The 23294-nt window shown below is 65.8% G+C and carries 19 protein-coding genes; 5 read left to right on the top strand and 14 right to left on the bottom strand.

Going from position 1 to position 23294, the window contains the following annotated elements; translation table 11 throughout:
* Positions 1-28: 28 nt before the first annotated feature.
* Entirely contained in the window at positions 29-1378 is a 1350-nt protein-coding gene (locus HH212_RS10595) for a glutamine synthetase family protein (RefSeq protein WP_170202448.1), read from the bottom strand.
* A 170-nt stretch (positions 1379-1548) separates the two neighbouring features.
* Here HH212_RS10595 and HH212_RS10590 point away from each other — a divergent pair, with 170 nt between their 5' ends.
* The 3 genes from HH212_RS10590 (at position 1549) to HH212_RS10580 (ending at position 5272) form a co-directional block, all read left to right on the top strand.
* Positions 1549-2637 carry a sensor histidine kinase gene (locus HH212_RS10590; protein ID WP_229217660.1) on the top strand — a complete coding sequence of 363 codons (1089 nt, stop codon included), beginning with the start codon at positions 1549-1551 and terminating at the stop codon, positions 2635-2637.
* On the top strand, positions 2625-3419 hold the full coding sequence (locus HH212_RS10585; protein ID WP_170202447.1) for a LytR/AlgR family response regulator transcription factor: 795 nt from the start codon (positions 2625-2627) through the stop codon (positions 3417-3419). The genes HH212_RS10590 and HH212_RS10585 overlap by 13 nt, the downstream gene beginning before the upstream one ends.
* Positions 3420-3814: 395 nt before the next feature.
* Positions 3815-5272, top strand: a complete 1458-nt coding sequence (locus HH212_RS10580; RefSeq protein WP_211172483.1) for a high affinity choline transporter 1 — start codon at positions 3815-3817, stop codon at positions 5270-5272.
* 4 nt (positions 5273-5276) lie between these two features.
* On the opposite strand, the gene HH212_RS10575 is transcribed toward HH212_RS10580, so the two are convergent.
* The 3 genes from HH212_RS10575 to HH212_RS10565 form a co-directional block, all read right to left on the bottom strand.
* A complete protein-coding gene (locus HH212_RS10575; protein WP_170205367.1) occupies positions 5277-6683 on the bottom strand; it encodes an aspartate aminotransferase family protein in 1407 nt (468 codons plus the stop codon).
* Between the two features lie 118 nt (positions 6684-6801).
* Positions 6802-8172, bottom strand: a complete 1371-nt coding sequence (locus tag HH212_RS10570) for a glutamine synthetase family protein (RefSeq protein ID WP_170202446.1) — start codon at positions 8170-8172, stop codon at positions 6802-6804.
* 116 nt (positions 8173-8288) lie between these two features.
* Positions 8289-9050 (bottom strand): gamma-glutamyl-gamma-aminobutyrate hydrolase family protein, encoded by a 762-nt coding sequence (locus HH212_RS10565; RefSeq protein WP_170202445.1) that lies wholly within the window; start codon positions 9048-9050, stop codon positions 8289-8291.
* Positions 9051-9386: 336 nt separating this feature from the next.
* Between HH212_RS10565 and gabD the strand changes: the two genes are divergently transcribed.
* Both gabD and HH212_RS10555 read left to right on the top strand, forming a co-directional pair.
* On the top strand, positions 9387-10844 hold the full coding sequence (gabD, locus tag HH212_RS10560) for an NADP-dependent succinate-semialdehyde dehydrogenase (protein WP_170202444.1): 1458 nt from the start codon (positions 9387-9389) through the stop codon (positions 10842-10844).
* Complete coding sequence (locus HH212_RS10555) at positions 10841-11206, top strand: DUF4844 domain-containing protein (protein ID WP_170202443.1); 366 nt, start codon at positions 10841-10843, stop codon at positions 11204-11206. The genes gabD and HH212_RS10555 overlap by 4 nt, the downstream gene beginning before the upstream one ends.
* 136 nt (positions 11207-11342) lie before the next feature.
* On the opposite strand, the gene HH212_RS10550 is transcribed toward HH212_RS10555, so the two are convergent.
* From HH212_RS10550 to HH212_RS10505, 10 genes are all read right to left on the bottom strand, one after another.
* Complete coding sequence (locus HH212_RS10550) at positions 11343-11705, bottom strand: nucleotide pyrophosphohydrolase (protein WP_170205366.1); 363 nt, start codon at positions 11703-11705, stop codon at positions 11343-11345.
* 98 nt (positions 11706-11803) lie between these two features.
* The gene (gene can, locus HH212_RS10545; RefSeq protein ID WP_170202442.1) at positions 11804-12478 is read right to left on the bottom strand and encodes a carbonate dehydratase; all 675 of its coding nucleotides are present in this window, start codon (positions 12476-12478) and stop codon (positions 11804-11806) included.
* A gap of 195 nt (positions 12479-12673) precedes the next feature.
* Entirely contained in the window at positions 12674-13801 is a 1128-nt protein-coding gene (gene dnaJ / locus HH212_RS10540) for a molecular chaperone DnaJ (RefSeq protein WP_170202441.1), read from the bottom strand.
* Positions 13802-14089: 288 nt separating this feature from the next.
* On the bottom strand, positions 14090-16030 hold the full coding sequence (dnaK, locus tag HH212_RS10535; RefSeq protein WP_170202440.1) for a molecular chaperone DnaK: 1941 nt from the start codon (positions 16028-16030) through the stop codon (positions 14090-14092).
* 93 nt (positions 16031-16123) lie between these two features.
* The gene (gene grpE, locus HH212_RS10530) at positions 16124-16666 is read right to left on the bottom strand and encodes a nucleotide exchange factor GrpE (RefSeq protein ID WP_170202439.1); all 543 of its coding nucleotides are present in this window, start codon (positions 16664-16666) and stop codon (positions 16124-16126) included.
* Between the two features lie 325 nt (positions 16667-16991).
* Complete coding sequence (locus HH212_RS10525; protein ID WP_170202438.1) at positions 16992-17720, bottom strand: GH12 family glycosyl hydrolase domain-containing protein; 729 nt, start codon at positions 17718-17720, stop codon at positions 16992-16994.
* A 494-nt stretch (positions 17721-18214) separates the two neighbouring features.
* Entirely contained in the window at positions 18215-19321 is a 1107-nt protein-coding gene (gene hemH / locus HH212_RS10520) for a ferrochelatase (RefSeq protein WP_170202437.1), read from the bottom strand.
* Between the two features lie 101 nt (positions 19322-19422).
* Entirely contained in the window at positions 19423-21087 is a 1665-nt protein-coding gene (gene recN / locus HH212_RS10515) for a DNA repair protein RecN (protein WP_170202436.1), read from the bottom strand.
* 51 nt (positions 21088-21138) lie between these two features.
* Entirely contained in the window at positions 21139-22041 is a 903-nt protein-coding gene (locus HH212_RS10510; RefSeq protein WP_170202435.1) for an NAD kinase, read from the bottom strand.
* A gap of 213 nt (positions 22042-22254) precedes the next feature.
* On the bottom strand, positions 22255-23184 hold the full coding sequence (locus HH212_RS10505; protein WP_170202434.1) for a DUF3667 domain-containing protein: 930 nt from the start codon (positions 23182-23184) through the stop codon (positions 22255-22257).
* Between the last annotated feature and the right edge of the window lie 110 nt (positions 23185-23294).

The raw sequence follows: 23294 nt of genomic DNA, 5'->3' as shown, positions 1-23294 counted from the left end.
ATGTGTGCATGGAACGGAACGCAGTGGTTCAGACCAGCAGCATCAGATGCTGGCGCTCCCACGAACTGATGACGCGCGAAAAGGTCGCGAATTCGAGCTCCTTGACTTCGCAGAACGCTGCCACGAACAGCGGCCCCAGCATCTCGGCCAGCGCCGGGCAGGCGCGCAGCTGCTGGATCGCATCTTCCAGGTTGCGCGGCAGTTCGCCGTGTACGTGTTCGGCGTTGTCCGCAGTGTGCGCGGACGGCGCCAAACCCTCGACCATGCCGAGGTAGCCGCAGGCCAGCGTCGAGGCCATCGCCAAGTAGGGGTTCACGTCCACGCCCGGCACCCGGTTCTCGACGCGGCGGTTGGCCGCGCCCGCATTCGGGATGCGGATGCCGCAGGTGCGGTTGTCGTAGCCCCAGTGCACGTTGGTCGGCGCCGATTCGAAGCGCGACAGGCGCCGGTAGGAATTCACGTGCGGCGCGAACAGCAGGGTCGCCGGCGGCACGTATTTTTCCAGTCCGCCGATGAAACGGTGGAACAAGGCGCTTTCGCTGCCGTCGCGGTTGGAAAAGACGTTGTGTCCGCTGGCGACGTCGACCACGCTCTGGTGCACGTGCATGGCGCTGCCCGGCTCGGTTTCCATCGGTTTCGCCATGAAGGTGGCGAAGATGCCGTGGCGCAGCGCGGTCTCGCGCACGGCGCGCTTGAACAGGAACACGCGGTCGGCCAGTTCGAGCGCGTCGCCGTGCGCAAAATTGATTTCCATCTGGCCGGCGCCGGCTTCGTGGATCAGGGTCTCGACGCCCAGCTCGTGCTGCTTGCAGAAGGCCGACAATTCCAGGAAAAAGGCGTCGAAATCGTTGACCGCATCGATCGAATACGATTGCCGGCCCTGCTCGGTGAAGCCGCTGCGCCCCATCGGCGGGATCAAAGGCTGGTGCGGATCGGTGGTGCGCGCCACTAGGTAGAACTCCATCTCCGGCGCCACCACCGGCGTCCAGCCGCGCGCCGCGTACTTGCCCAGCACGCGGCGCAGCACCGAGCGCGGCGCCAGGTCGACCAGGCTGCCGTCGAAGTTGCGGCAATCGTGGATCACCAGCGCCACCCGTTCGCTGGCCCAGGGCACCACGCGCATCGTGGCCGGGTCCGGCGCGCACACCATGTCCGGATCGGTGGGGCCCACATAGGGCGTGTTGTCGGGCTGGTCGCCGTTGACCGTGTTCAGCAGCACGCTCTTCGGCAGGCGCATCTGCTCGCCCGCCAGGAACAGGTCTTTCGGCAGGATCTTGCCGCGCGCGATGCCGGTCATGTCGGCGATGACGCACTCGACTTCGTGGATGTCGTGGTCGCGCAGGAAATCGCGCATGGTATCGCCGACCGCAGGGCTCATCGTGCTCTCGCGTCGTTCCGGTGCGGGCGACTATAGCACCGCGGGTGGCGGCGCCGCGCGCGCATCATGCTTTGCCGCCCGATGCCGCCCGGCGGCCGTTGGTGGCGCGCTTTTTGCGATTCGCGGCCGGCGCCGCCACACGGCGGGTATTCTGCGGCATACTTTTCAAAATGGAATCCCGACACGACGACGCCATCCCGACCGCCCGCATGTGGTCCGTCTATGCCTGCAGCTGGGTCGCCTACCTGGCGTTGCTCGGACTCGCCCTGCAGGTGGAAAACTTGCGGCACGGCCGTTTCGACTGGAACGAAATCGGCTCGATGTTCTGGACCCTGCCGCAGGCATTCATCCTGGCGCTGCTGTGGCCGCTCAGCGGTTGGTTGCGGCGCCGGCGCTGGCCGCTCACGGCCATCCTGCTGTCCCACCTTGCCGGCGCGACCGCCTTCGGCATCCTGTCGCTCTTGTTGATGTGCACGATGTTCAAGCTGGACAAGCCGCTGGGGTGGTACGTCTGGCCGCTGCTGTACACGATGATGATCTACGGCGTCATCGCATCGATCTTCCACACCGTGCGCATGCACGCCGCCGCGCGCCACCAGGCGCTGGCGATCCAGCAGGCGCATGCGCTGCTGGTCGCCTCCGAGCTGAACGCACTGCGCAGCAAGCTCAATCCCCACTTCCTGTTCAATACGCTGCACTCGATCATCGCCCTGACGCGCAAGGACCCGGACGCCGCCGAGACCGCGCTGTTCCAGTTCTCGGACATGCTGCGCTACGTGCTCGACACCGAAAAGAGCGGCAGCGACCGCGTGACCCTGGCAGCGGAACTCGACTTCGTGCGCGACTACCTGCAGCTGGAAGCGCTGCGCCTGGGCGGGCGCCTGAACGTCGACTGGCAACTCGACGCTGCCGCCGCCGCGCTGGCGCTGCCGGCGCTGTCGCTGCAGCCGCTGGTCGAGAACAGCATCAAGCACGCCTTCAATCCACACAGCCGGCCCGGCCGCCTGACCATCCGCAGCCGCGTCCAGGCGGGCGGGGGCGCGCTGGCGCTGAGCGTGGGCGACGACGGCCCCGGCGCCGACCTCGCCGCCGTGCGCCGCTCGAACGGGCTGGGCCTGCGCACCGTGGAACGCCGCCTGCGCCTCGAATACGGCGAAGACGGCCGCCTCGCCATCGACACCGCGCCCGGCGCCGGCTTCACGGTAACCATCTCGATCCCGCTCGACCCCCACCAGGAACCGTCCGCATGCATACCGTAAAAACCGTTTTCATCGCCGAGGACGAACCGCTGGCGCGCGAACTGCTGCGCGACGCCATCTACGCGCACGCCGGGCTGCGCCTGGTCGGCGAAGCGGCCGACGGCGCCGCGGCGCTGGCCCGCATCGACGCGCTGTGCCCGGACGTGGTGTTCCTCGACATCCAGATGCCCGAGCTGACCGGCCTGGAAGTGCTCAAGCGCCTGCGCTGCCGCCCGGCCATCGTGTTCACCACCGCCTACGACCAGTACGCGGTGACCGCCTTCGAGCTGCACGCCGTCGACTACCTGCTCAAGCCGTTTACGCGCGCCCGCTTCGATGCCGCCGTGGCGCGTTTGCTGGAGACGGGCGCGGCGCCTGGAGCGGCACAGGGAGCGGTGCAGGGGGCGGCACAGGGGGCGGCACACGGCGCGGCGCCGCTGGAGGCGCTGGAACGGGCGGTGCGGCGCGCACCGGCGCCGCTGGAACGCATCCTGGTGCGCGACCGCGGCCGCATCTTCCCGCTGGCGCTGCACGAGATCGAATACCTGAAGGCGGACGCCAAGTACACCGCCATCAGCGCGCGCGGCCAGACCTTCCTGGTGCGCATCGGCATCTCGGAACTCGAGGCCCAGCTCGATCCGGCGCGCTTCATCCGCATCCACCGCTCGACGCTGGTGAATCTCGATTTCGTCGAGTCGATGAAGGCGGACGAGCAGTCGCAGTTGCTGATCCGGATGCGCGACGGCAGCGTGCTGGCGGCGAGCCGCGAGGCGTCGAAGGTGTTGCGGGAGATGGCGCTATGATGCGAGCGCAGTTTGCGCGCTTCGAACGCTGCTTTCACCCGTAACTCAAACCGTCGTCCCCGCGGAGGCGGGGACCCATACTGAGTAACAATATTCGATACGTCGCAAGCGACACAAATATTTCAAGAATGCCGATTCCAGAAGCTCGGCATGGGTCCCCGCCTGCGCGGGGACGACGTTTTGAGGCCGACGACTTGATTGGCGTTTCACGCTGCGCAGCGCCATACGAGGATGCCGTTGTCGCGCCGAGACGGCCCGATAAAATCGATCCGATCGGGGTGGTCTGCCGCTATAATCGCGAATTTTTCCAGCCCAACATTTAGAACCCCGACCCGCTCGCCGCGCCCTGTCCGCCGCCGCCGAGCGCGATCTTCCCTGCCCCGGAGAGCCTCCTCGTGAACACTATTCTGATTTCATCCGTCGTGCTCTACCTGCTGGGCACCCTCGGGCTGGGCGTCTGGGCCGGCTCGCGCATCAAGAACACCACCGACTTCGCCGTCGCCGGACGCAGCCTGCCGCTGGTGATGGTGATCACCACCACCTTCGCCACCTGGTTCGGCGCCGAGACCGTGATGGGCATTCCGGCGCGCTTCGTGCAGGGCGGCCTGAACGGCCTGGTCGAAGACCCGTTCGGGGCCGGCGCCTGCCTGATCCTGGTCGGCCTGTTCTTCGCCGCGCGCCTGTATAAACTCAACCTGCTGACCATCGGCGACTACTACCGCGCGCGCTACGGCCGCGGCATCGAGGTGTTCTGCTCGGCCGCCATCATCCTGTCCTACCTCGGCTGGGTGGCGGCGCAGATCACGGCGCTGGGGCTGGTGTTCTCGGTGCTGACCGGCGGCGCCATGTCGGAAACCGCCGGCATGATCGTCGGCACCCTGGCGGTGCTGATCTACGTGGTGGTGGGCGGCTTCCTGGCGGTGGCGATCACCGACTTCATCCAGATGATCGTGCTGGTGGTGGGCATGTCGATCATCGCCGTGTTTTCGTCGGAGCTGGCCGGCGGCACCGGCGCCGTGCTGCACATGGTGCAGCAAAAGGATCTGTGGAACTTCCTGCCGAAGTCCAGCTTCACCGACATCGCCTTCTTCGTCGGCGCGGCCGTGACCATGATGCTCGGCTCGATCCCGCAGCAGGACGTGTTCCAGCGCGTGATGTCGGCGAAAAACGCGCCGACCGCGCGCGCCGGCGCCGTGATCGGCGGCGCCAGCTACATCCTGTTCGCCTTCGTGCCGATGTTCATCGTCGCCTGCGCCGTGATCGTGATGGGCAACGAGGCGATGGAGCTGGCCAAGAACGATTACCAGCGCGTGCTGCCGACCTTCGTGATGTCGAAGATGCCGCTCATCATGCAGATCCTGTTCTTCGGCGCCCTGCTCTCGGCCATCAAGAGCACCTCGTCGGCGACCCTGCTGGCGCCGTCGACCAGTTTTACCGAGAATATCCTCAAGAACCTGCGCCCGGGCATGAGCGACCGCCAGCAGCTGTTCGCCATGCGCGTGACCATCGTCGTGTTCGCGGTGCTGGTGCTGAGCTACGCGATCGCCATGAAGGGCACCTCGATCTACGAACTGGTGTCCTCGGCCTACCAGGTGACGCTGGTCGCCGCCTTCGTGCCGCTGGTGATGGGCCTGTACTGGAAGCGCGCCACCACGCAGGGCGCGGTGCTGTCGATCGCGGCCGGCATCGTCACCTGGATCGCGTTCTTCCCGCAGCTGTCGCCGCTGGGCGAGCGCTTTCCGGGACAGCTGGCGGGCCTGCTGATGGCGTTCGCCGGCATGATCGCCGGGTCGCTGGCGCCGCAGGTGCTGAAGAACCGCAGCGAGCCGCACAAGACGGCGGTCGGGGTGTAGTTCCCTACGCCATCCAGCCGCGCCTGCCGACGTCGGCCAGCGTCAGGTCCAGGCAATATCGGATCCGGTCGATCATCTCGTCGATCTGCGCGCAGTTCATCGACAGCGGCGGCGCCACGATCATGCGGTCGCCCACGGCGCGCATGATGACGCCGTTGTCGAACATGTGCGCGCGGCACAGCATGCCCACCGCCAGCGCACGCGCGAACGGTTCGCCATCGTGCAGCGTGGCGCCTTTCCGGCGCACCAGGTCCAGGCCCGCCGCCATGCCGATGCTCTCGGCATGGCCGACCAGCGGGTGCGCCGCCAGCGCGCCGAAGCGCGCCTTCAAATGCGGCCCGGTCTCCTTCGCCACCCGCTCCACCAGGCGCTCGTCCTGCATGATGCGCAGGTTGGCCAGCGCCGCGGCGCACGCCGCCGGATGGCCGGAGTAGGTAAAACCATGGTTGAAATCGCCGCCCTTGTCGATCAGCGCGGCCGCCACGCGCTCGCCCGCCAGCACGCCGCCCAGCGGCACGTAGCCGGAGGTAACGCCCTTGGCGAAGGCGATCAGGTCGGGGCGCATGCCCATCGTCTCGCAGCCGAACCAGGCGCCCAGCCGGCCGAAGCCGCAGATCACCTCGTCCGCCACCAGCAGGATGCCGTAGCGGTCGCAGATGCGCTGGATCTCGGGCCAGTAGGTGGCGGGCGGGATCACCACGCCGCCGGCGCCCTGCACCGGCTCGCCGATGAAGGCGGCGACCCGTTCCGGTCCCAGTTCCAGGATCTTGTCTTCCAGCCAGCGCGCCGCCGCCAGGCCGAACTCGGCCTCGCTCATGCCGCGGCCATGCTCGGCGTAGCTGGGTTGCCCGATGTGGTGGAAGCCGGGGAGCGGCAGCGCGCCCTGCGCATGCATGGCGTCCATGCCGCCCAGCGAAGCGCCGGCGATGGTGCTGCCGTGATAGGCGTTGCGGCGGCTGATGATGGCTTGGCGCTGCGGCTGCCCCATCAGTTGCCAGTAGCGCCAGGCCATGCGCACCGCGGTGTCGTTGGCTTCGGAACCGGAGCTGGTGAAGAACGCATGCTGGAAGCCCGGCGGCGCCAGGCCGGCCAGTTTCGCCGCCAGCCGCACCGCCGGCACGTTGGTGGTGTTGAAGAAGCTGTTATAGAAGGGCAGCGCCAGCAGTTGCCGGTGCACCGCGTCGGCGATGGCGCTGCGTCCATAGCCGGCATTCACGCACCACAAGCCCGACATGCCGTCGATGACGCGCCGCCCTTCCGAATCCCACAGGTAGACGCCCTCTCCACGCACCATCACGCGCGCCCCGGTCTCACGCAGCGCGCCGTGGTCGGTGAACGGATGCAGGTAATGGGCGCTGTCGAGCCGCTGCAGCTCGGCGGTGTCGAAGGCCTCGCCCGCTTGCCCGGTCATGCCCTCGTTGATCGCTCCGTTGCCGATTCCCACGCTGCCGCTTGCCATACCGGTCTCCCAGGTCTTGCGTTACGTGCGTCTGCGGGCCTCGAGAAACCGCACCGAGGCCCCTGCTGTTTTATACGTGGAGCAATAAATGCTCGCGTTCCCACGAACTGATGACGGTCATGAACTCCTGGTGCTCCAGTTCCTTCACCGCCGAATACACGTCGACGAAGCGCTCGCCCAGGATGTCGCGCAGGCGGTCTTCGCGGCGCAGCAGCGTCAGGGCTTCCGACAGGCCCTGCGGCAGCTCGACCTGCATCTTATAGGCGCTGCCCTCGACCATCGGCGTCGGCTCGACCTGCTCGGTCATGCCGAGGTAGCCGCAGGCCAGCGTCACCGCCAGCGCGAGATACGGATTGGCGTCGGCGCCGATCACGCGGTTTTCCACGCGCCGGTCCTGCGAGCCCGACACCGGCACGCGCAGGCCGACGGTGCGGTTGTCCACGCCCCATTGCAGGTTGATCGGCGCGGCGGTATGGCGCACGATGCGGCGGTAGGAATTCACGTAGGGCGCGACGATCGCCATCGCCGGCGTCATGTACTTCTGCAGGCCGCCGACGTACCAGCGGAACAGGTCGGACGGCGCGCCATCGGCGGTGCTGAAGATGTTCTTGCCGGTGTCCTCGTCGACCACGCTCTGGTGCACGTGCATGGCCGAACCCGGCTCGCCGGCCATCGGCTTGGCCATGAAGGTGGCGTACATCTCGTGCTTCAGGGCCGCCTCGCGCAGCGTGCGCTTGAAATAGAACACCTTGTCGGCCAGGCCGAGCGGCTCGCCGTGCTGGAAGTTGATTTCCATCTGGCCGGCGCCGATCTCGTGGATCAGGGTATCGACGTCCAGGCCCATCATGTCGCAGTAATCGTAGATGTCTTCGAACAGCGGGTCGAATTCGTTGACGGCGTCGATCGAATACACTTGCCGGCTGGTCTCGGAGCGGCCGCTGCGGCCGATCGGCGCGGCCAGCGGCAAATCCGGGTCGATGTTCTTGGCGGTCAGATAGAACTCGAGTTCCGGCGCCACCAGCGGTTTCCAGCCCTTTTGCGCGTACAGCTTCAGCACGCGCCGCAGCACGCTGCGCGGGGCGAAATCGACCAGGCGGCCGTCGGCGAAATAGCAGTCGTGGATCACCTGCGCGGTCGGGTCCACCGCCCACGGCACCATCGTGATGGTGCCCGGATCGGCCTTCAGGATCATGTCGCGGTCGGTGGTGGAGATGGCGCGGTCGAAGGCGTCGTCGTCGGCCGGCGAGTTGCCGGTGACGGTCATGCCCAGCACGATTTCCGGCAGGCGCATGCCGCGGTCCTCGGTGAATTTTACGCGCGGCAGGATCTTGCCGCGCGCCACCCCGGTCAGGTCGGGGACCAGGCATTCGATTTCGGTGACTCGCTTCGCATTGAGCCACTCTTCCATGTCGTTGTAAGAAAAATTGTCGCGGATTGCCATGGTTGTTCCTCGTTCTGGATTGAAAAGCGGACGCGCGCACAGGCGCGGCCCGCGCGATGCGGGAGCGGGAACGGGGAGCTAGGGGACCGGGCCGGCCGCGTCGTGGATGCAGTCGGTCATAATCGGTTCCGTTTGGTGCGTTCGTGATAGTCGCGGCAGGCATCGCCGAAGGCGCCGAACATCTTCATCGAATACGGATTGTGGACGATGCGCCATTCCGGATGCCATTGCACCGCCAGCGTGAAGCCGGGCGCCGACGCCACCGAAAAGGCTTCCACCAGCCCGTCCTCGGCCACCGCTTCGACCGTCAGGCCCGGCGCCAGTTCGTGCACGCCCTGCCCATGCAGGGAATTCACCGGAATCTCGGGCACGCCCAGGGCGGTGTGCAGCATGCCGCCTTCGGTCAGGCGCACCTTGTGCGCGTCGCCGTATTGCTCGTCCATCCCCAGCTCGGGGTTCTCGCGGTGGTCGAAGTGGCCGGGCACGGTCTGCACCGCCTGGTACAGGCTGCCGCCGAGCGCCACGTTCATTTCCTGGAAGCCGCGGCAGATGGCGATGATCGGAATGCCGCGCTTCACGGCCGCGCGGATCAGCGGCAGCGTGGTCTGGTCGCGCGCCGGGTCCTGCGGCAGCGAGGGGTCCAGCACTTCTTCCGAGTAATAGCTCGGGTGCACATTCGACGCCGAGCCGGTCAGCATGATGCCGTCGCACAGTTCCAGCATCGTCTCGAGGTCGAGCGAAGCGCCCAGCGAGGGCAGGATCATGGGAGCGCAATCGGCGCCGAGGACGACGGCGTCGACATACTTGTGCTGGGCCGCGTGATATGGATGTTCGCCGAAGTCACGGGTGCAAGCGGGGACGATAACGATCGGGCGCATGGTCTCTACCTTTCAGTGAGGCGCACGCGAACCATCTTACTGCAAACAGTTCCGCATGCGGTGGCCGTTGTTCCAGATCAAGAAATGCATGTGCACTCGGCATGCATTCCAGAAATCTGCCAGGGGAGTGGTTTCGTTCTTTGGAAACCAGTAGCAAAAGCTTAACTTCAACTTCAAAACCATGCCAACACAAAAGGGATGAGGCGATGTTTCACGACGTTAAGGACAGATGCCGGCAGGTTCGTTACGGCTGGCAAATCGATCAGTGTCCTGCCCGATCCGGCGCCGCGTGGTAAGGTAATTGTCTGACTCACACGAGAAACCGGCGAGGAACCCATGCTCAAGCTGAACGACCCTTCCCTGCTGCGCCAGCAAGCCTATATCGATGGCGCCTGGTGCGACGCCGCCGAGGGACACACCGTCGACGTGATCAACCCCGCCACCGGCGCAGCGCTCGGCACCGTGCCGCACATGGGGCAGCAGGAAACCCGCCGTGCGATCGAGGCCGCCAATGCCGCCTGGCCGGCCTGGCGCAAGAAGACCGCGCGCGAACGCGCCCTGGTCCTGCGCAAGTGGAACGACCTGATGCTGGAAAACGTCGACGACCTGGCCGCCATCATGACCGCGGAACAAGGCAAGCCGCTGGCCGAATCGAAGGGCGAAGTCGCCTACGCCGCCTCGTTCCTCGAATGGTTCGGCGAACAGGCCAAGCGCATCGAGGGCGACACCCTGGAAGCGCCGGCACGCGACCGCCGCATCGTGGTGACCAGGGAACCGATCGGCGTGTGCGCCGCGATCACCCCGTGGAACTTCCCGGCAGCGATGATCACGCGCAAGGTGGGGCCGGCGCTGGCCGCCGGCTGCCCGATCGTGCTCAAGCCGGCCGAACTGACGCCCTATTCCGCGCTGGCGCTGGCGGTGCTGGCCGAGCGCGCCGGCGTGCCCAAGGGCGTGTTCTCGGTCGTCATCGGCGACGCCAAGGCCATCGGCACGGAAATGTGCGCCAACCCGGTCGTGCGCAAGCTCAGCTTCACCGGCTCGACCCAGGTCGGCCGCGTGCTGATGGAGCAATGCGCGCCGACGGTCAAGAAACTGTCGCTGGAACTGGGCGGCAATGCGCCCTTCATCGTGTTCGACGATGCCGACCTGGACGCCGCGGTCGAGGGCGCGATCGCCTCGAAGTACCGCAACATGGGCCAGACCTGCGTGTGCGCCAACCGCCTGTACGTGCAGGACGGCGTGTACGACGCCTTCGCCGAAAAGCTGGCGGCGGCGGTGGCCAAGCTGCAAGTGGGCAACGGCATGGACGCCGGCGTGACCCAGGGTCCGCTGATCGAGGAAAAGGCGGTCGTGAAAGTCGAGCAGCACGTGGCGGATGCGCTGTCGAAGGGTGCGCGCCTGCTGCTGGGCGGCAAGCGCCACGAACTCGGCCACAGCTTCTTCCAGCCGACCGTGCTGGCCGACGTGACGCCGCAGATGCTGCTCGCGCGCGAGGAAACCTTCGGCCCGGTGGCGCCGCTGTTCCGCTTCAAGACCGAGGACGAGGTCGTGGCGCTGGCCAACGATACCGAGTTCGGCCTGGCCGCCTACTTCTATTCGCGCGACATCGGCCGCGTGTGGCGCGTGGCCGAGCACCTGGAAACCGGCATGGTGGGCGTGAACACCGGCTTGATCTCGAACGAGATCGCGCCGTTCGGCGGCGTCAAGCAATCCGGCCTGGGCCGCGAAGGGTCGAAGTACGGCATGGACGACTACCTGGTCGTCAAGTACATCTGCATGGGAGGCATCGAGTGAGCGCCGGCCCGTTCGAGTTCGTGCGCGACGCGCCCTTGTTCATCGTGCCGCGCACGCTGGAGCAACTGCGCGCCTTCCGCGCCGGCCCCAAGCTGGCCGACCTGCCCGGCGCCAATCCGTCGGCCGAGCGCGACCGGCTGGCGCTCGAACTGGAGCGGCTGGCGGACCGTTTGCTGTCCGGGATCGAGGCGCATCCGACCAAGGTGTGGGTGCTGAGCCAGTTCGGCAAGACGCTGGAAGCGGTGCAGGAAGAGGATACCGAGGCGCGCGAGCACGTGGGCAGCGAGCTGGAGCGGCTGATGGCCATCCTCGGCATCGACAGTGCGGATGGGGTGCTGGCTTATTACCTGGGCGGGATGTGATCTTTGCGTCGGCGTCGCGGATGGCGTAGGGTGGACGGCGGAGCCGCCTCGCCGGCCACGTCCACCCTACCCGCATCGGTAACGACCGTGATTTTCCGGGCAGCGCCGGCAGCCATCGTGGAGATGAAGCGTCCGGCTACCGCTTGTATTCGTGGTACTTGCGCGCATCGCCGCGCACCTGGTCGGCCGGGTACTTGGCGCGGTTGAGCACCATCTTATCCTGCACCGCGGCCAGCAGGTCGACGTCGAGCTTGTCGGCCAGGCGCACCAGGTACACCAGCACGTCCGCCATCTCGTGGCGCACCTCGGCGAGTTTGGCAGCGCCCAGTTCGTCGGGCCGGCCGTGTTGCAGCCACTGGAAGTGTTCCAGCAGCTCGGCCGCCTCGACCGTCAGCGCCGCCGCCAGGTTCCGGGGCGAGTGGAACTGGTCCCAGTCGCGCTCGTCGACGAACGCGCGCACGATGCCGCGCAGCTGCTCCAGCTCGCCGCCGGGCTGCATGCCCACGGCCGGTTCGGCCGCTTGGGCCTGCTGGGCGCCGACTTGCCGGGCGCCGGCCTGCGGCACCGCCTCAGCCGCGCCGTACGGCCCGGACGAACTCACTTGCGTTCCCCGCCTTCGCGGTAACCGGCCAGCACCGATTCCAGCTTCGGCGCGATTTCCTCGTGGCTGCTGACGGTGATGCCGAGGTCGCGCAGCAGGCCGTCCTGCAGGCCGTACACCCAGCTGTGGATGGTCAGCGGCTGTCCGCGTTCCCAGGCATCGCGCACGACGGTGGTCTGCGCCACGTTGATGACCTGCTCGGCCACGTTGAGTTCGACCAGGCGCTTGGCGGCGACCGCGCCGGCCACGTTGCCGAGGTACTGGGCGTGCTTGTCGTGCACATCGCGCACGTGGCGCAGCCAGTTGTCGGCCAGGCCGACGCGGGTGTTCATCAGCGCCGCCTGCACGCCCGAGCAGCCATAGTGGCCGCAGATGATGATGTGCTTGACCTTCAGCACGTCGATCGCGAACTGCAGCACGGTCAAGGCGTTCAGGTCGGAGTGCACCACCACGTTGGCGATGTTGCGGTGGACGAACAGCTCGCCCGGTGCCATGCCCAGCAGTTCGTTGGCCGGGACGCGGCTGTCGGAGCAGCCGATCCACAGGTATTCCGGCGCTTGCTGCGCCGCCAGCGACTTGAAGAAATCCGGGTTCTTGTCGATCATCGACGCGGCCCATTTGCGGTTGCGTTCGAAGAGTTCTGCGGCGGTGACGCCTGTGCTTTCGTTCATGTGTTTCCTTTGTTTCGTTTGCTGCCACGTCGTTCCCGCGGAGGCGGGAACCCATGCATCGCCTCCAAATCGCACATGGGTGATGCAGATGTAAATTTGGTCTTTTGAGTGTGTATGGGTCCCCGCCTTCGCGGGGACGACGGCGTGAGTCAAAAAAAACCGCCGAAGGCTTTCGCCGTTCAGCGGTCTGCGGACTTACTCGAAGAAGTCCTTCACTTTGTCCATCCAGCCCTTGCTCTGCGGGCTGTGCTTGGCGCCGCCCTCGACCGTCAGGCGATCGAATTCGCGCAGCAGGTCCTTCTGCTTGTCGGTCAGTTTCACCGGGGTCTCGACCACCACGTGGCAGAACAGGTCGCCCGAGTAGCCCGAGCGCACGCCCTTGATGCCCTTGCCCTTCAGGCGGAAGGTCTTGCTGGTCTGCGTGCCTTCGGGAATGGTGAAGGAGACCTTGCCGGCCAGGGTCGGCACTTCGATCTCGCCGCCCAGCGCCGCCTGCATGAATGAGATCGGCATCTCGCAGTGCAGGTCGTCGCCTTCGCGCTGGAAGACTTCGTGCGGCTTGATGTGGATCTCGACATACAAATCGCCCGGCGGCCCGCCGTTGGTGCCCGGCTCGCCGTTGCCCGAGGAGCGGATGCGCATGCCGTTGTCGATACCGGCCGGGATCTTGACTTCCAGCGTCTTGTTGCGCTTGATGCGTCCGGCGCCGCCGCAGGCCGCGCACGGTTCCGGGATGATCTTGCCGCTGCCGTGGCACTTCGGGCAGGTCTGCTGGATCGAGAAGAAACCCTGCTGCATGCGCACCTGGCCGTGGCCGGCGCAGGTGGTGCAGGTGACCGGCGAGGTGCCCGGCTTGGCGCCGCTGCCGTGGCAGGTGTCGCACTTGTCCCAGCTCGGCACGCGGATGGTGGTGTCGAAGCCGCCCGCGGCCTGCTCGAGCGTGATCTCGAGGTTGTAGCGCAGGTCGGCGCCGCGGTACACCTGCGGGCCGCCGCCGCCGCCGCGACGGGCGCCACCGCCGAAGATGTCGCCGAAGATATCGCCGAAGGCATCGCCGAAGCCGCCCGCGCCGAAACCGCCGCCGCCGCCCATGTTCGGATCGACGCCGGCGTGACCGTAGCGGTCGTACGCCTCGCGTTTTTCCGGTGTGGTCAGCATCTCGTAGGCTTCCTTCACCTCCTTGAACTTCTCTTCCGCTTCCTTGTTGTCGGGATTGCGGTCGGGGTGGTACTTCATCGCGAGCTTGCGATAAGCCTTCTTGATGTCATCTTCCGATGCACTTTTCGCGACCCCGAGGATCTCGTAAAAATCACGCTTTGCCATTTGTCGGCACCTTGCTGTTATCTACTTTACTGGACGAACTGTAAGTGGACCGAAACCCCGTCGTGGTGGCAGCGGTTCCGGCCGGCGCGCACAGTCCAAAAGGGTCGAGTATACAGTGAGCAACTCGGGCTTGCGCATGCCCATCAGAAATACAACGCGCACGCGGCGTGCCAAACGCTCCCGGCCTACCGCATCTTGCAAAAAAACCGAGCCGGAGCACCCTGGGGTCGCATCGGCTCGGCTCGGTGCAACGGGGCCGCCTCGATGGCGGTCCCGCATGAGGACGGATTACTTGGCGTCCTTGACTTCCTTGAAGTCGGCGTCGACCACGTCGTCGTCCTGCTTCTGCGAAGCGTCCGCACCCGGCTGGGCGCCGGCCTGCGCACCGGCGCCGCCCTGCTGCGCCTGCATGTCGGCATACATCTTCTCGCCCAGCTTCTGCGAGGCGGTGGTCAGCGCCGCGACCTTGGCGTCGATGTCGCCCTTGTCGCCCGACTTCAGGGCGCCTTCCAGGTCGGTGATCGCCGCTTCGATCTTTTCCTTTTCGCCGCCTTCCAGCTTGTCGCCGTATTCGGTCAGGGACTTGCGGGTCGAGTGGACCAGCGCGTCACCCTGGTTGCGGGCTTCGGCCAGTTCCTTGACCTTCTTGTCCTCTTCCGCGTTCAGCTCGGCGTCCTTCACCATCTTCTGGATCTCGTCCTCGGTCAGGCCCGAGTTCGCCTTGATGGTGATCTTGTTTTCCTTGCCGGTGGCCTTGTCTTTCGCGCCGACGTGCAGGATGCCGTTGGCGTCGATGTCGAAGGTCACTTCGATCTGCGGGGTGCCGCGCGCTGCCGGCGGGATGCCTTCCAGGTTGAACTCACCCAGGCCCTTGTTGCCGGCGGCGATCTCGCGTTCGCCCTGGTACACCTTGATGGTCACGGCCGGCTGGTTGTCGTCGGCGGTCGAGAACACCTGCGAGAACTTGGTCGGGATCGTGGTGTTCTTCTGGATCATCTTGGTCATCACGCCGCCCAGGGTCTCGATGCCCAGCGACAGCGGGGTCACGTCCAGCAGCAGCAGGTCCTTGCGCTCGCCCGACAGCACCGAGCCCTGGATCGCGGCGCCGACGGCGACCGCTTCGTCCGGATTCACGTCCTTGCGCGGATCCTTGCCGAAGAACTCCTTCACTTTTTCCTGCACCTTCGGCATGCGGGTCATGCCGCCGACCAGGATGATGTCGTCGATGTCCGAGACCTTGACGCCGGCATCCTTGATGGCGATGCGGCACGGCTCGATCGTCTTGGCGATCAGTTCCTCGACCAGCGCTTCCAGCTTGGCGCGGGTGATCTTCAGGTTCAGGTGGACCGGGGCGCCGTTCGCCATGGCGATGTACGGCTCGTTGATCTCGGTCTGCTGCGACGACGACAGTTCGATCTTGGCGCGCTCGGCCGAAGCCTTGATGCGCTGCAGGGCGATCGGATCCTTCGACAGGTCGAGGCCATTGATCTTCTTGAACTCGTCGATGATGTAGTCGATGACGCGCTGGTCGAAGTCTTCGCCGCCCAGGAAGGTGTCGCCGTTGGTCGACAACACTTCGAACTGCTTCTCGCCTTCGACGTCGGCGATCTCGATGATCGACACGTCGAAGGTGCCGCCGCCGAGGTCGTACACGGCGATCTTGCGGTCGCCCTTGTCGGTCTTGTCCAGGCCGAAGGCCAGCGCGGCCGCGGTCGGCTCGTTGATGATGCGCTTGACGTCCAGGCCGGCGATGCGGCCGGCATCCTTGGTCGCCTGGCGCTGCGAGTCGTTGAAGTAGGCCGGCACGGTGATCACGGCTTCCGTGACTTCTTCGCCGAGGTAGTCTTCGGCGGTCTTCTTCATCTTGCGCAGCACTTCGGCCGACACTTGCTGTGCCGCCAGTTTCTTGTCGCGCACGCCGATCCACGCGTCGCCGTTGTCGGCCTTGACGATCGCATACGGCATCAGGCCGATGTCCTTCTGGACTTCTTTTTCGTCGAACTTACGGCCGATCAGGCGCTTGACGGCGAACAGGGTGTTCTTCGGGTTGGTGACGGCCTGGCGTTTCGCCGGCGCGCCCACCAGGATCTCGCCATCTTCCTGATATGCGATGATCGAAGGCGTGGTACGGGCGCCTTCCGCATTCTCGATGACCTTCGGCTGACCATTTTCCATGATCGCGACGCAGGAGTTGGTGGTGCCCAGGTCGATACCGATGATTCTGCCCATAATATTTTCCTTTTTAGTACTCAGTTTTCAGATGTGTCGAATATTGGGAAATAGCGCTTGCTTTCAAGAGCTTGTTCAGCTCTCGTGCAACATTTATTTCGGTGCCGCAGCGGTCACGATGGCCGGGCGCAGCAGGCGGTCGGCGATCATGTAGCCCTTTTGCAGCACCGTCACCACGGTATTCGCTTCCTGCTCGGACGGCACCACGGCCACGGCCTGGTGCTTGTTCGGGTCCAGCTTGTCGCCGGCCTGCGGCATCACCTCGACCAGGCGGTTCTTCTCGAATGCGGTGGTCAACTGCTTGAGCGTCATCTCGACGCCTTCCTTGATCGAATCGACGGTGGCTGCCTCGACCTTCAGCGCCATCTCGAGGCTGTCGCGCACCGGCACCATGGCTTCGGCGAAGCTTTCGATCGCAAACTTGTGGGCCTTGCTGACGTCTTCCTGGGCGCGGCGGCGGATGTTTTCGCCATCGGCCTTGGCGCGCATGAAAGCATCATGCATCTCGGCCAGCTTGGCTTCGGTCGCGCTCAGTTGTTCTTCCAGGCCCGGCTCGGCTGCCGAAACAGTTTGCGCCTGGGCGGCATCATCGCCTTGCGGCTGATTGGCCATCTCTTGGTTTTCTTGGTCTTGCATCGAAAAAACTCCTGAAATCAAGGACTTGACTGACAAGGCGACATTGCCTTGGTTATCTCACAAGCCCCCATATAAGGCGATCTCCTACAGTTTCAAGGGGAATTGTTCAAACGCTCATGAAGACTGCAGGACGTGGACTCGCCTGACGGAACTTGGCACAGCGCCACAAAACATGCCATTTTAACAGCCGGATCGGGAAGCACCGGGATTGGGGCGGCGTTGTCACGCCAAGGCAAGAAGCGCGGCCTGCGCGCAATCGAAGGCGCCGGAATCGGTCCGGCGCCGGCTACAGCCGGTCTGGCAACACCGGCCAGGACCGCGTGTGCTAGTTGGCCGTCACGGAAAAATTACGCGCGGCGAAATCCATGCCGCCGGCCGAGGACGTGATCTCGAAGCCGTACTGGACGTCGCCCACCGTGATGTTGCCCATCCAGCCCTGGTTCTGCAGGTATTTCAGGATGGCCAGGATGTCCACCGTCGTATTGTTCGACTTCGACGTGCGCAGCAGCGAGAACACCTGGTTGCCGCCGTTGCTGCCGCGGTAGACGTTCCAGGTGGCGCCGCCCACGGATACGTTGCTGTACACCGGAATGGCGCAGCCGGCGGCGGTCCAGTTGTACGAGATCGGCTTGACGTTGCCGCAGCCGGCGGCGGTGCCGGTGTAGTTCAGCCACAGCATGATCTCGTAGGCGTTGTTGGTGTCCCAGATGTCGTAGGTCGATTCCCAGGCGCCGCCCGCGGGCGTGGTGGCGCTCACGGTCGACGTCAGGCGCGTCAATGCGCTCAGCGCGCGCCCGACCCGGTAGGTCACGTGCGGATACGACTTGATGCCGCCCGTGTTCGGCTGGTTCGACCAGACGCCCCAGTCCGCCACCGAATTGGCCCAGATCGTTTGCGGCCCGGCCCCGGCACCCCAGACGTCGTTGTTGAAGTTGTAGGCGCCGATGGTGGTGCTGCCGTACTGGTCCGACGACGACCAAGAGGCCGCCTGCGCGGACAAGGTGGTGGTAGCGGCGGCCAGCAACAGCGCGGCGGCGCGAAGCGTATGGTGCATGTTGTCTCCTCGTTATGGCGTCCCTGGTACCGGGCCGCAGGCGACACGCGGCCCGGCGCATTGCCGGGAACGGTCGGCAGTGCGTGAAGAAAACGGTTTGACTGATGGCGAAAAAGCTTGGCGGCCGCCGGCGCAAGGGGCGCCGGGATGTCCGGGGCGACGACCGTGTCGTACGCAAACACGGCGCCACCCGGCACGGCATGCGGCCGATCGCAGCGGCGCTCTTTATGGCCTTGCTTCCCCGCCCGGTAAGGCGGCGTGCAACAGGCTCATTGGCATTGGTGAGAACCAGTGTAGGAGGCGGACGAACCGGCTGTCAATGGAATTAACATGGATGTCAGGCGCTATCAGTCAGGCGCCATCATGAGGATGCGCCGCCAGCATCGGCAGCGGCATCCTCGGCCTCGGGGCACAGGCCGGCCTGCCTGTCGCGCGTGGCGCGGGCGCGTGCACGTGCGGCGTCCATCATGCCGACGGCGCGCCGATCGAAGCGTTCAAGCACCCAATTGGGCCGCATGCGCGCGGCCGGCTTCCAGCTCGCGCTTTTGTACCTCGCGCGCCTCTCCGTCGAGCCGCGTCGGCCAGCCCAGCATGTGCTGCTCGACGATGGCCGCCATGCCGTCGATCCAGTCGGGATTGTCGTTCAGGCAGGGAATGTAGTGATATTCCTGGCCGCCATTCGAGGTGAAATCGTGGCGCACTTCCATGTTGATTTCCTCCAGCGTCTCCAGGCAATCGCTGGTGAAGCCTGGGCACATCACGTCGATGCGGCGCACGCCGTCGCGCGCCAGTTGCTGCACGGTCGGCGCCGTGTACGGCTGCAGCCATTCGGCGCGGCCGAAGCGCGACTGGAAGCTGAGGATCAAGCGGTCCGGCCCCAGGCCCAGGCGCCGGGCCAGCAGGCGGCCGGTCTTCTGGCATTCGCAGAAATACGGATCGCCCAGTTCCAGCGTGCGCTTGGGCACCCCATGAAAACTGAGCACCAGCTTGTCGCCGCGGCCATGTTGCGCCCAGTAGGTTTCGACCGAACGCGCCAGCGCCTCGATGTAGGCGGCGTGGTCGTGGTAGTGCTTCACCAGGCGCAGCTCCGGGATGTTGCGCACCCGCTTGTAGTGGGCGAACACCGCATCCCAGATCGAGGCGGTGGTGGTGCCGGAATACTGCGGATAGGCCGGCAGCACCAGGATACGGTCGACATGGCGCGCCTTGAGTTCGTCCAGCACGTCCGCCAGCGCCGGAGAACCGTAGCGCATCGCCATGACGACGTCGACGTCCCGGTGGCCGCGCGCCGCCAGCGCCCCCTGCAGCAGCGCCGCCTGGCGCCCGGTGTACACCTTCAGCGGCGAACCCTCGCCGGTCCAGACCATCTCGTATTTCTTGGCCGACTGGCCGGAGCGGAACGGCAGGATCGCCAGGTGCAGGATCAGGCTCCACACCGCGCGCGGAATCTCGACCACGCGCGGGTCCGACAGGAATTGTTTCAGGTAGCGCCGCACCGCCGGCCGCGTGGGCGCATCCGGGGTGCCGAGGTTGACCAGCACGATGGCGCTTTTAAGGGGAATGCCGTGCGGCGGCGGACTGGGTTCTTTTCGAAATGGCATGGACGCGGCGGTAAACGGGTTGGAATCCCATTATAAGTGGCCGCCGCGATGCTGCCGGTTTGATAATCTTGATCGGTGCGATAGCCGCGCCCGCGGCGCCTTCAGGAGGCCAGCAGCTCGCGCGCATGCTTGCGCGTGGTCTCGGTGATCTCGATGCCGCCCAGCATGCGCGCGACTTCTTCCACGCGCGCCTTGGCGTTCAGCACGTCGATGCGCGAGACCGTCTTGCCGCCGTCCACGGTGCCCTTGGCCACCTGGAAGTGCTGGTTCGCCTGACTGGCCACCTGCGGCAGGTGGGTCACGCACAGCACTTGGCGGCTCTGGCCCAGGCGACGCAGCAGACGCCCGACCACTTCCGCCACGCCGCCGCCGATGCCGGTATCGACCTCGTCGAAGATCAGCGTCGGCACCACGGTGGCGTGCGCCGTGATCACCGAGATCGCCAGCGAGATGCGCGCCAGTTCGCCGCCCGAGGCCACCTTGGCCAGCGGACGCGGCGCCACGCCGGCGTGGCCGGCCACCAGGAACTCGACCTGTTCCAGGCCATACGCGGCCGGCTCGCACGGGTTCAGGCCGACCACGAAGCGCCCGCCGCTCATCGACAATTCCTGCATCGCTTCCGACACCTGCCCGGACAAACGCTGCGCCGCCGCCGCGCGGATGGCGGACAGCTTGCGCGCCGCCTCCATGTAGCTGGCCTTGGCCTTGGCTTCCTGGCGCCGCAGGCCCTCGACGTCGGAGGCGTCGGCCAATTGCTTGAGCTTGGCCTTCAGGGTCGCGTGCTCTTCCGGCAGGTCGTCCGGCGTGACGCGGAACTTGCGCGCGGTGCTGTGGATGGCGTCCATGCGCGCATCGACCTGCGCCAGGCGCTCCGGATCGAGTTCGACCTTGTCGACGTAGTTGTTCAGGGCGTACACCGCTTCCTGCAACTGGATACGGGCCGGTTCCATGCAGTCGAGCACGGCCTGCAGGCCGGCGTCGACGTCGGCCAGCTTCGACAGCTTCTGGTTCAGCGACGACAGTTGCGAAAGGATCGGCTGCTCGGATTCCGAGATCGCATTCAGCGCTTCCTGCGCCCCTTCGAGCAGGCTGGCGGCGTGCGACAGGCGGCTGTGCTCGTTGCTGATCTCGGCCCATTCGCCCGGCTTGACGGCCAGCTTGTCCAGTTCACTCACCTGCCATTCCAGGCGCTCGCGTTCCAGCAGCACGTTCCTGGCGTTGGTCTCGTATTCCTCGCACTGCTTGGCCAGCGCGCGCCACGCCTTGTGGCAGGCGGCCACCTGCTGCACCTCGGCCACGGCGGCGGGGTCGCGCACCGCCACCTGGTTGTCCAGCAGCGCGCGCTGGGCATCCTGCTTGAGCAGCGACTGGTGCGCGTGCTGGCCGTGGATGTCGACCAGCATCTCGCCGAGTTCGCGCAGCTGGCCGGCGGTGGCGGCGATGCCGTTGATGTAGGCCTTGGAACGGCCGGCATTGTCGATCACGCGGCGCAGCAGCACGCCGCCGTCCTCGCCCGCCAGTTCGTTGCGTTCGAGCCAGGCCACGGCGGCCGGCGTGAGCGCGAACTCGGCGCTGATGTCGGCCTTGGGCGCGCCTTCGCGCACCATGCTGGCGTCGCCGCGCCCGCCCAGCGCCAGCTGCAGCGCATCGATCAGGATCGACTTGCCGGCGCCGGTCTCGCCGGTGAATACCGAGAATCCGTTCGCGAATTCGAGTTCGATCGTGTCGACGATGACGAAGTCGCGGATGGTCAGTGTGCGCAACATGAAGATACGAATCTCCTGAAAATGGGGTGCCGGTGCGGCCTGCCCGGCTTCTTACTTGAGCTTGCCGTCGCTGGACGGATACTCGTTCCAGTGCAGCTTTTCGCGCAGCGTATGGTAATAGCTCCACCCTTCCGGATGCAGGAAGGTGATGGTGTCGGGCGAACGGGAAATGACGATCTGGTCACCGTGCTGCAGGCTGGCCACGGTTTGCATGTCGAAGTTCACGCTGATGTCGCGCCCGTTCATGATTTCGACCACGATCTCGCTGGTGTCCGGCACCACGATCGGGCGGTTCGACAGCGCATGCGGCGCGATCGGCACCAGCACGGTACCGGCCAGGGTCGGGTGCAGCAGCGGCCCGCCGGCCGACAGCGCGTACGCGGTCGAGCCGGTCGGCGTGGAGACGATCAGGCCGTCCGAACGCTGGTTGTACATGAACTGGCCGTCCACCGTCACCTTCAGTTCCGCCATGCCGGCGCCGGTGCCGCGCGCCACCACCACGTCGTTGACCGCCACCGAGCAATGGATCTGCTTGCCCTCCCGCAGTATTCTCGCTTCCAGCAGGCTGCGTTCCTCGGCCGTGGCCTTGCCGTTGAGGATCTCCCCCAGCGCCGGCAGCATGCGGTCGATCGGGATGTCGGTCATGAAGCCGAGCCGGCCCTGGTTGATGCCGATCAGCGGGGTATGGTAGCGCGCCAGCTGGCGCGCGATGCCGAGCATGGTGCCGTCGCCGCCGATCACGATCGCAGTGTGCGCCTGTTCGCCGATCTGTTCCACGGACATCGCTTCGACCCCGTCGACGCCGACGTGGGTGGCGGTCTCGGCTTCGAACACCGCACGGTAGCCGGCGCCGCGCAGGAAATCGACGATCGCCCGGACCGGCTCGTCGATGCCGGCCGTATTGTGCCGTACGACCAGCGCGATAGTTTGTTGCGGTTCAGGCGATGCGGGCATACGGATCTCGGCAGTAATGGAAGGCGTCGGACGCTGATATGGGGCACGATTTACGTAACGAAAGACCCATACGACGCGCGGTCCCGATCGGGGACACGGGAAGATTAACCGATTCGTCCGGCTTCTGCCATATCGCAACTCAGCGAATACTGTACAAACACACAGTATAGTTGGGCAAGCGGTCCGCCGGCAAGCGTACAGTCCGGCCGCTCGTCAATGCCCTGCCGCGACATAGAATACGGCGACGATCACCGCCAGGACGCTGGCCAGGTGCAGCGCCATCAGCACGAACCAGCGCGCGAAGGTGGCCAGGCGCGTGCCGCCATAGACCCGGCGCATCGCCAGCGGCAGGTAGAAGGCCAGCCACATCGCCAGCAGCGTGCCGAGCCAGGGGACGAAGGAAGGAACCAGCAGGAGCACGCTCAGCATCAGGTAGGCGAAGGCGTTGGCGTGCAGCGCGAACAGCAGGTGTTCGCCGTAGCGGCGCCGCGCGCCCAGGTACAGCAAGTTCAGGTACAGCGCGAACACCGGCATCAAGGCGAACACCGCGTACGGGGCATAGGCGAAGAACGCCGCCTTCAGCTTGTGCTCGTCGCTGCCGCTGAAACGCGCGTCGAGCTTGTCGCCCAGGCCGCTCAAGCCCGGATGGCGGTCGTGCAGCGCTTTCAAGTCTTGGTCCCTGGCCAGCTCGGCGCGCATGTCCTCGCGCAGCCTGGCCGGTACATCCTTGGCGGACGAGCGTGCCTCCTTGTCGGAATCGATCTTGACCACGTCGACGCTGTGGAACTTGATGCCGGCGATCTCGTGGTCTTCCCCCATGAACTTGAACAGGGCGAAGAAGATCAGACTCAGGGTCAGGTACACGCGCAGCGGCTCGATGTAGCGCACGCGCCGTCCGGCCAGGTATTCCCGGGTCAGCGCGCCCGGCTTCAGCACCAGCAGGCGCAGCGTGCGCCACAGCTTGCTTTCCAGCGCCACGTAGTGACCGATGAATTCGTGCAGGAATTCGCCGGCGCTGGGCGGATGCAGTTCGCCCGGCTGGCCGCAGCCGTGACAGAATTTGCCGGACAGGACGGCGCCGCAATTCGGGCAATCGCTGGCGTGGTGGTGAGCGGGGACGTGCGTCTCGACGAGTTCCGGCATCGCGGCTTCCTGCATGGTTGACGACCAGACACCATGGTAAACACATAATTGCAAAAATGCATCATCCAATTGCGCGACCACCTTCCAGGCGACGCGTTACGATTTGGACA

It is taken from the genome of Massilia forsythiae, from assembly GCF_012849555.1.
GTDB classification, from domain to species: Bacteria; Pseudomonadota; Gammaproteobacteria; order Burkholderiales; family Burkholderiaceae_D; genus Telluria; species Telluria forsythiae.
The sequence above is the reverse complement of the archived record's forward strand: the minus strand, read 5'-3'. Positions and strand labels throughout refer to the sequence as shown.

Coding starts and splice junctions, on each gene's coding strand:
- dnaJ (WP_170202441.1), bottom strand. CDS start 13,801: ATGGCAAAGCGTGATTTTTACGAGATCCTCGGGGTCGCGAAAAGTGCA.
- HH212_RS10525 (WP_170202438.1), bottom strand. CDS start 17,720: ATGCACCATACGCTTCGCGCCGCCGCGCTGTTGCTGGCCGCCGCTACC.
- HH212_RS10550 (WP_170205366.1), bottom strand. CDS start 11,705: ATGCAGCCCGGCGGCGAGCTGGAGCAGCTGCGCGGCATCGTGCGCGCG.
- HH212_RS10590 (WP_229217660.1), top strand. CDS start 1,549: ATGGAATCCCGACACGACGACGCCATCCCGACCGCCCGCATGTGGTCC.
- HH212_RS10575 (WP_170205367.1), bottom strand. CDS start 6,683: ATGACCGGGCAAGCGGGCGAGGCCTTCGACACCGCCGAGCTGCAGCGG.
- HH212_RS10510 (WP_170202435.1), bottom strand. CDS start 22,041: ATGCCCGCATCGCCTGAACCGCAACAAACTATCGCGCTGGTCGTACGG.
- HH212_RS10585 (WP_170202447.1), top strand. CDS start 2,625: ATGCATACCGTAAAAACCGTTTTCATCGCCGAGGACGAACCGCTGGCG.
- recN (WP_170202436.1), bottom strand. CDS start 21,087: ATGTTGCGCACACTGACCATCCGCGACTTCGTCATCGTCGACACGATC.
- hemH (WP_170202437.1), bottom strand. CDS start 19,321: ATGCCATTTCGAAAAGAACCCAGTCCGCCGCCGCACGGCATTCCCCTT.
- grpE (WP_170202439.1), bottom strand. CDS start 16,666: ATGCAAGACCAAGAAAACCAAGAGATGGCCAATCAGCCGCAAGGCGAT.
- HH212_RS10570 (WP_170202446.1), bottom strand. CDS start 8,172: ATGGCAATCCGCGACAATTTTTCTTACAACGACATGGAAGAGTGGCTC.
- dnaK (WP_170202440.1), bottom strand. CDS start 16,030: ATGGGCAGAATCATCGGTATCGACCTGGGCACCACCAACTCCTGCGTC.
- HH212_RS10565 (WP_170202445.1), bottom strand. CDS start 9,050: ATGCGCCCGATCGTTATCGTCCCCGCTTGCACCCGTGACTTCGGCGAA.
- HH212_RS10505 (WP_170202434.1), bottom strand. CDS start 23,184: ATGCCGGAACTCGTCGAGACGCACGTCCCCGCTCACCACCACGCCAGC.
- can (WP_170202442.1), bottom strand. CDS start 12,478: ATGAACGAAAGCACAGGCGTCACCGCCGCAGAACTCTTCGAACGCAAC.
- gabD (WP_170202444.1), top strand. CDS start 9,387: ATGCTCAAGCTGAACGACCCTTCCCTGCTGCGCCAGCAAGCCTATATC.
- HH212_RS10595 (WP_170202448.1), bottom strand. CDS start 1,378: ATGAGCCCTGCGGTCGGCGATACCATGCGCGATTTCCTGCGCGACCAC.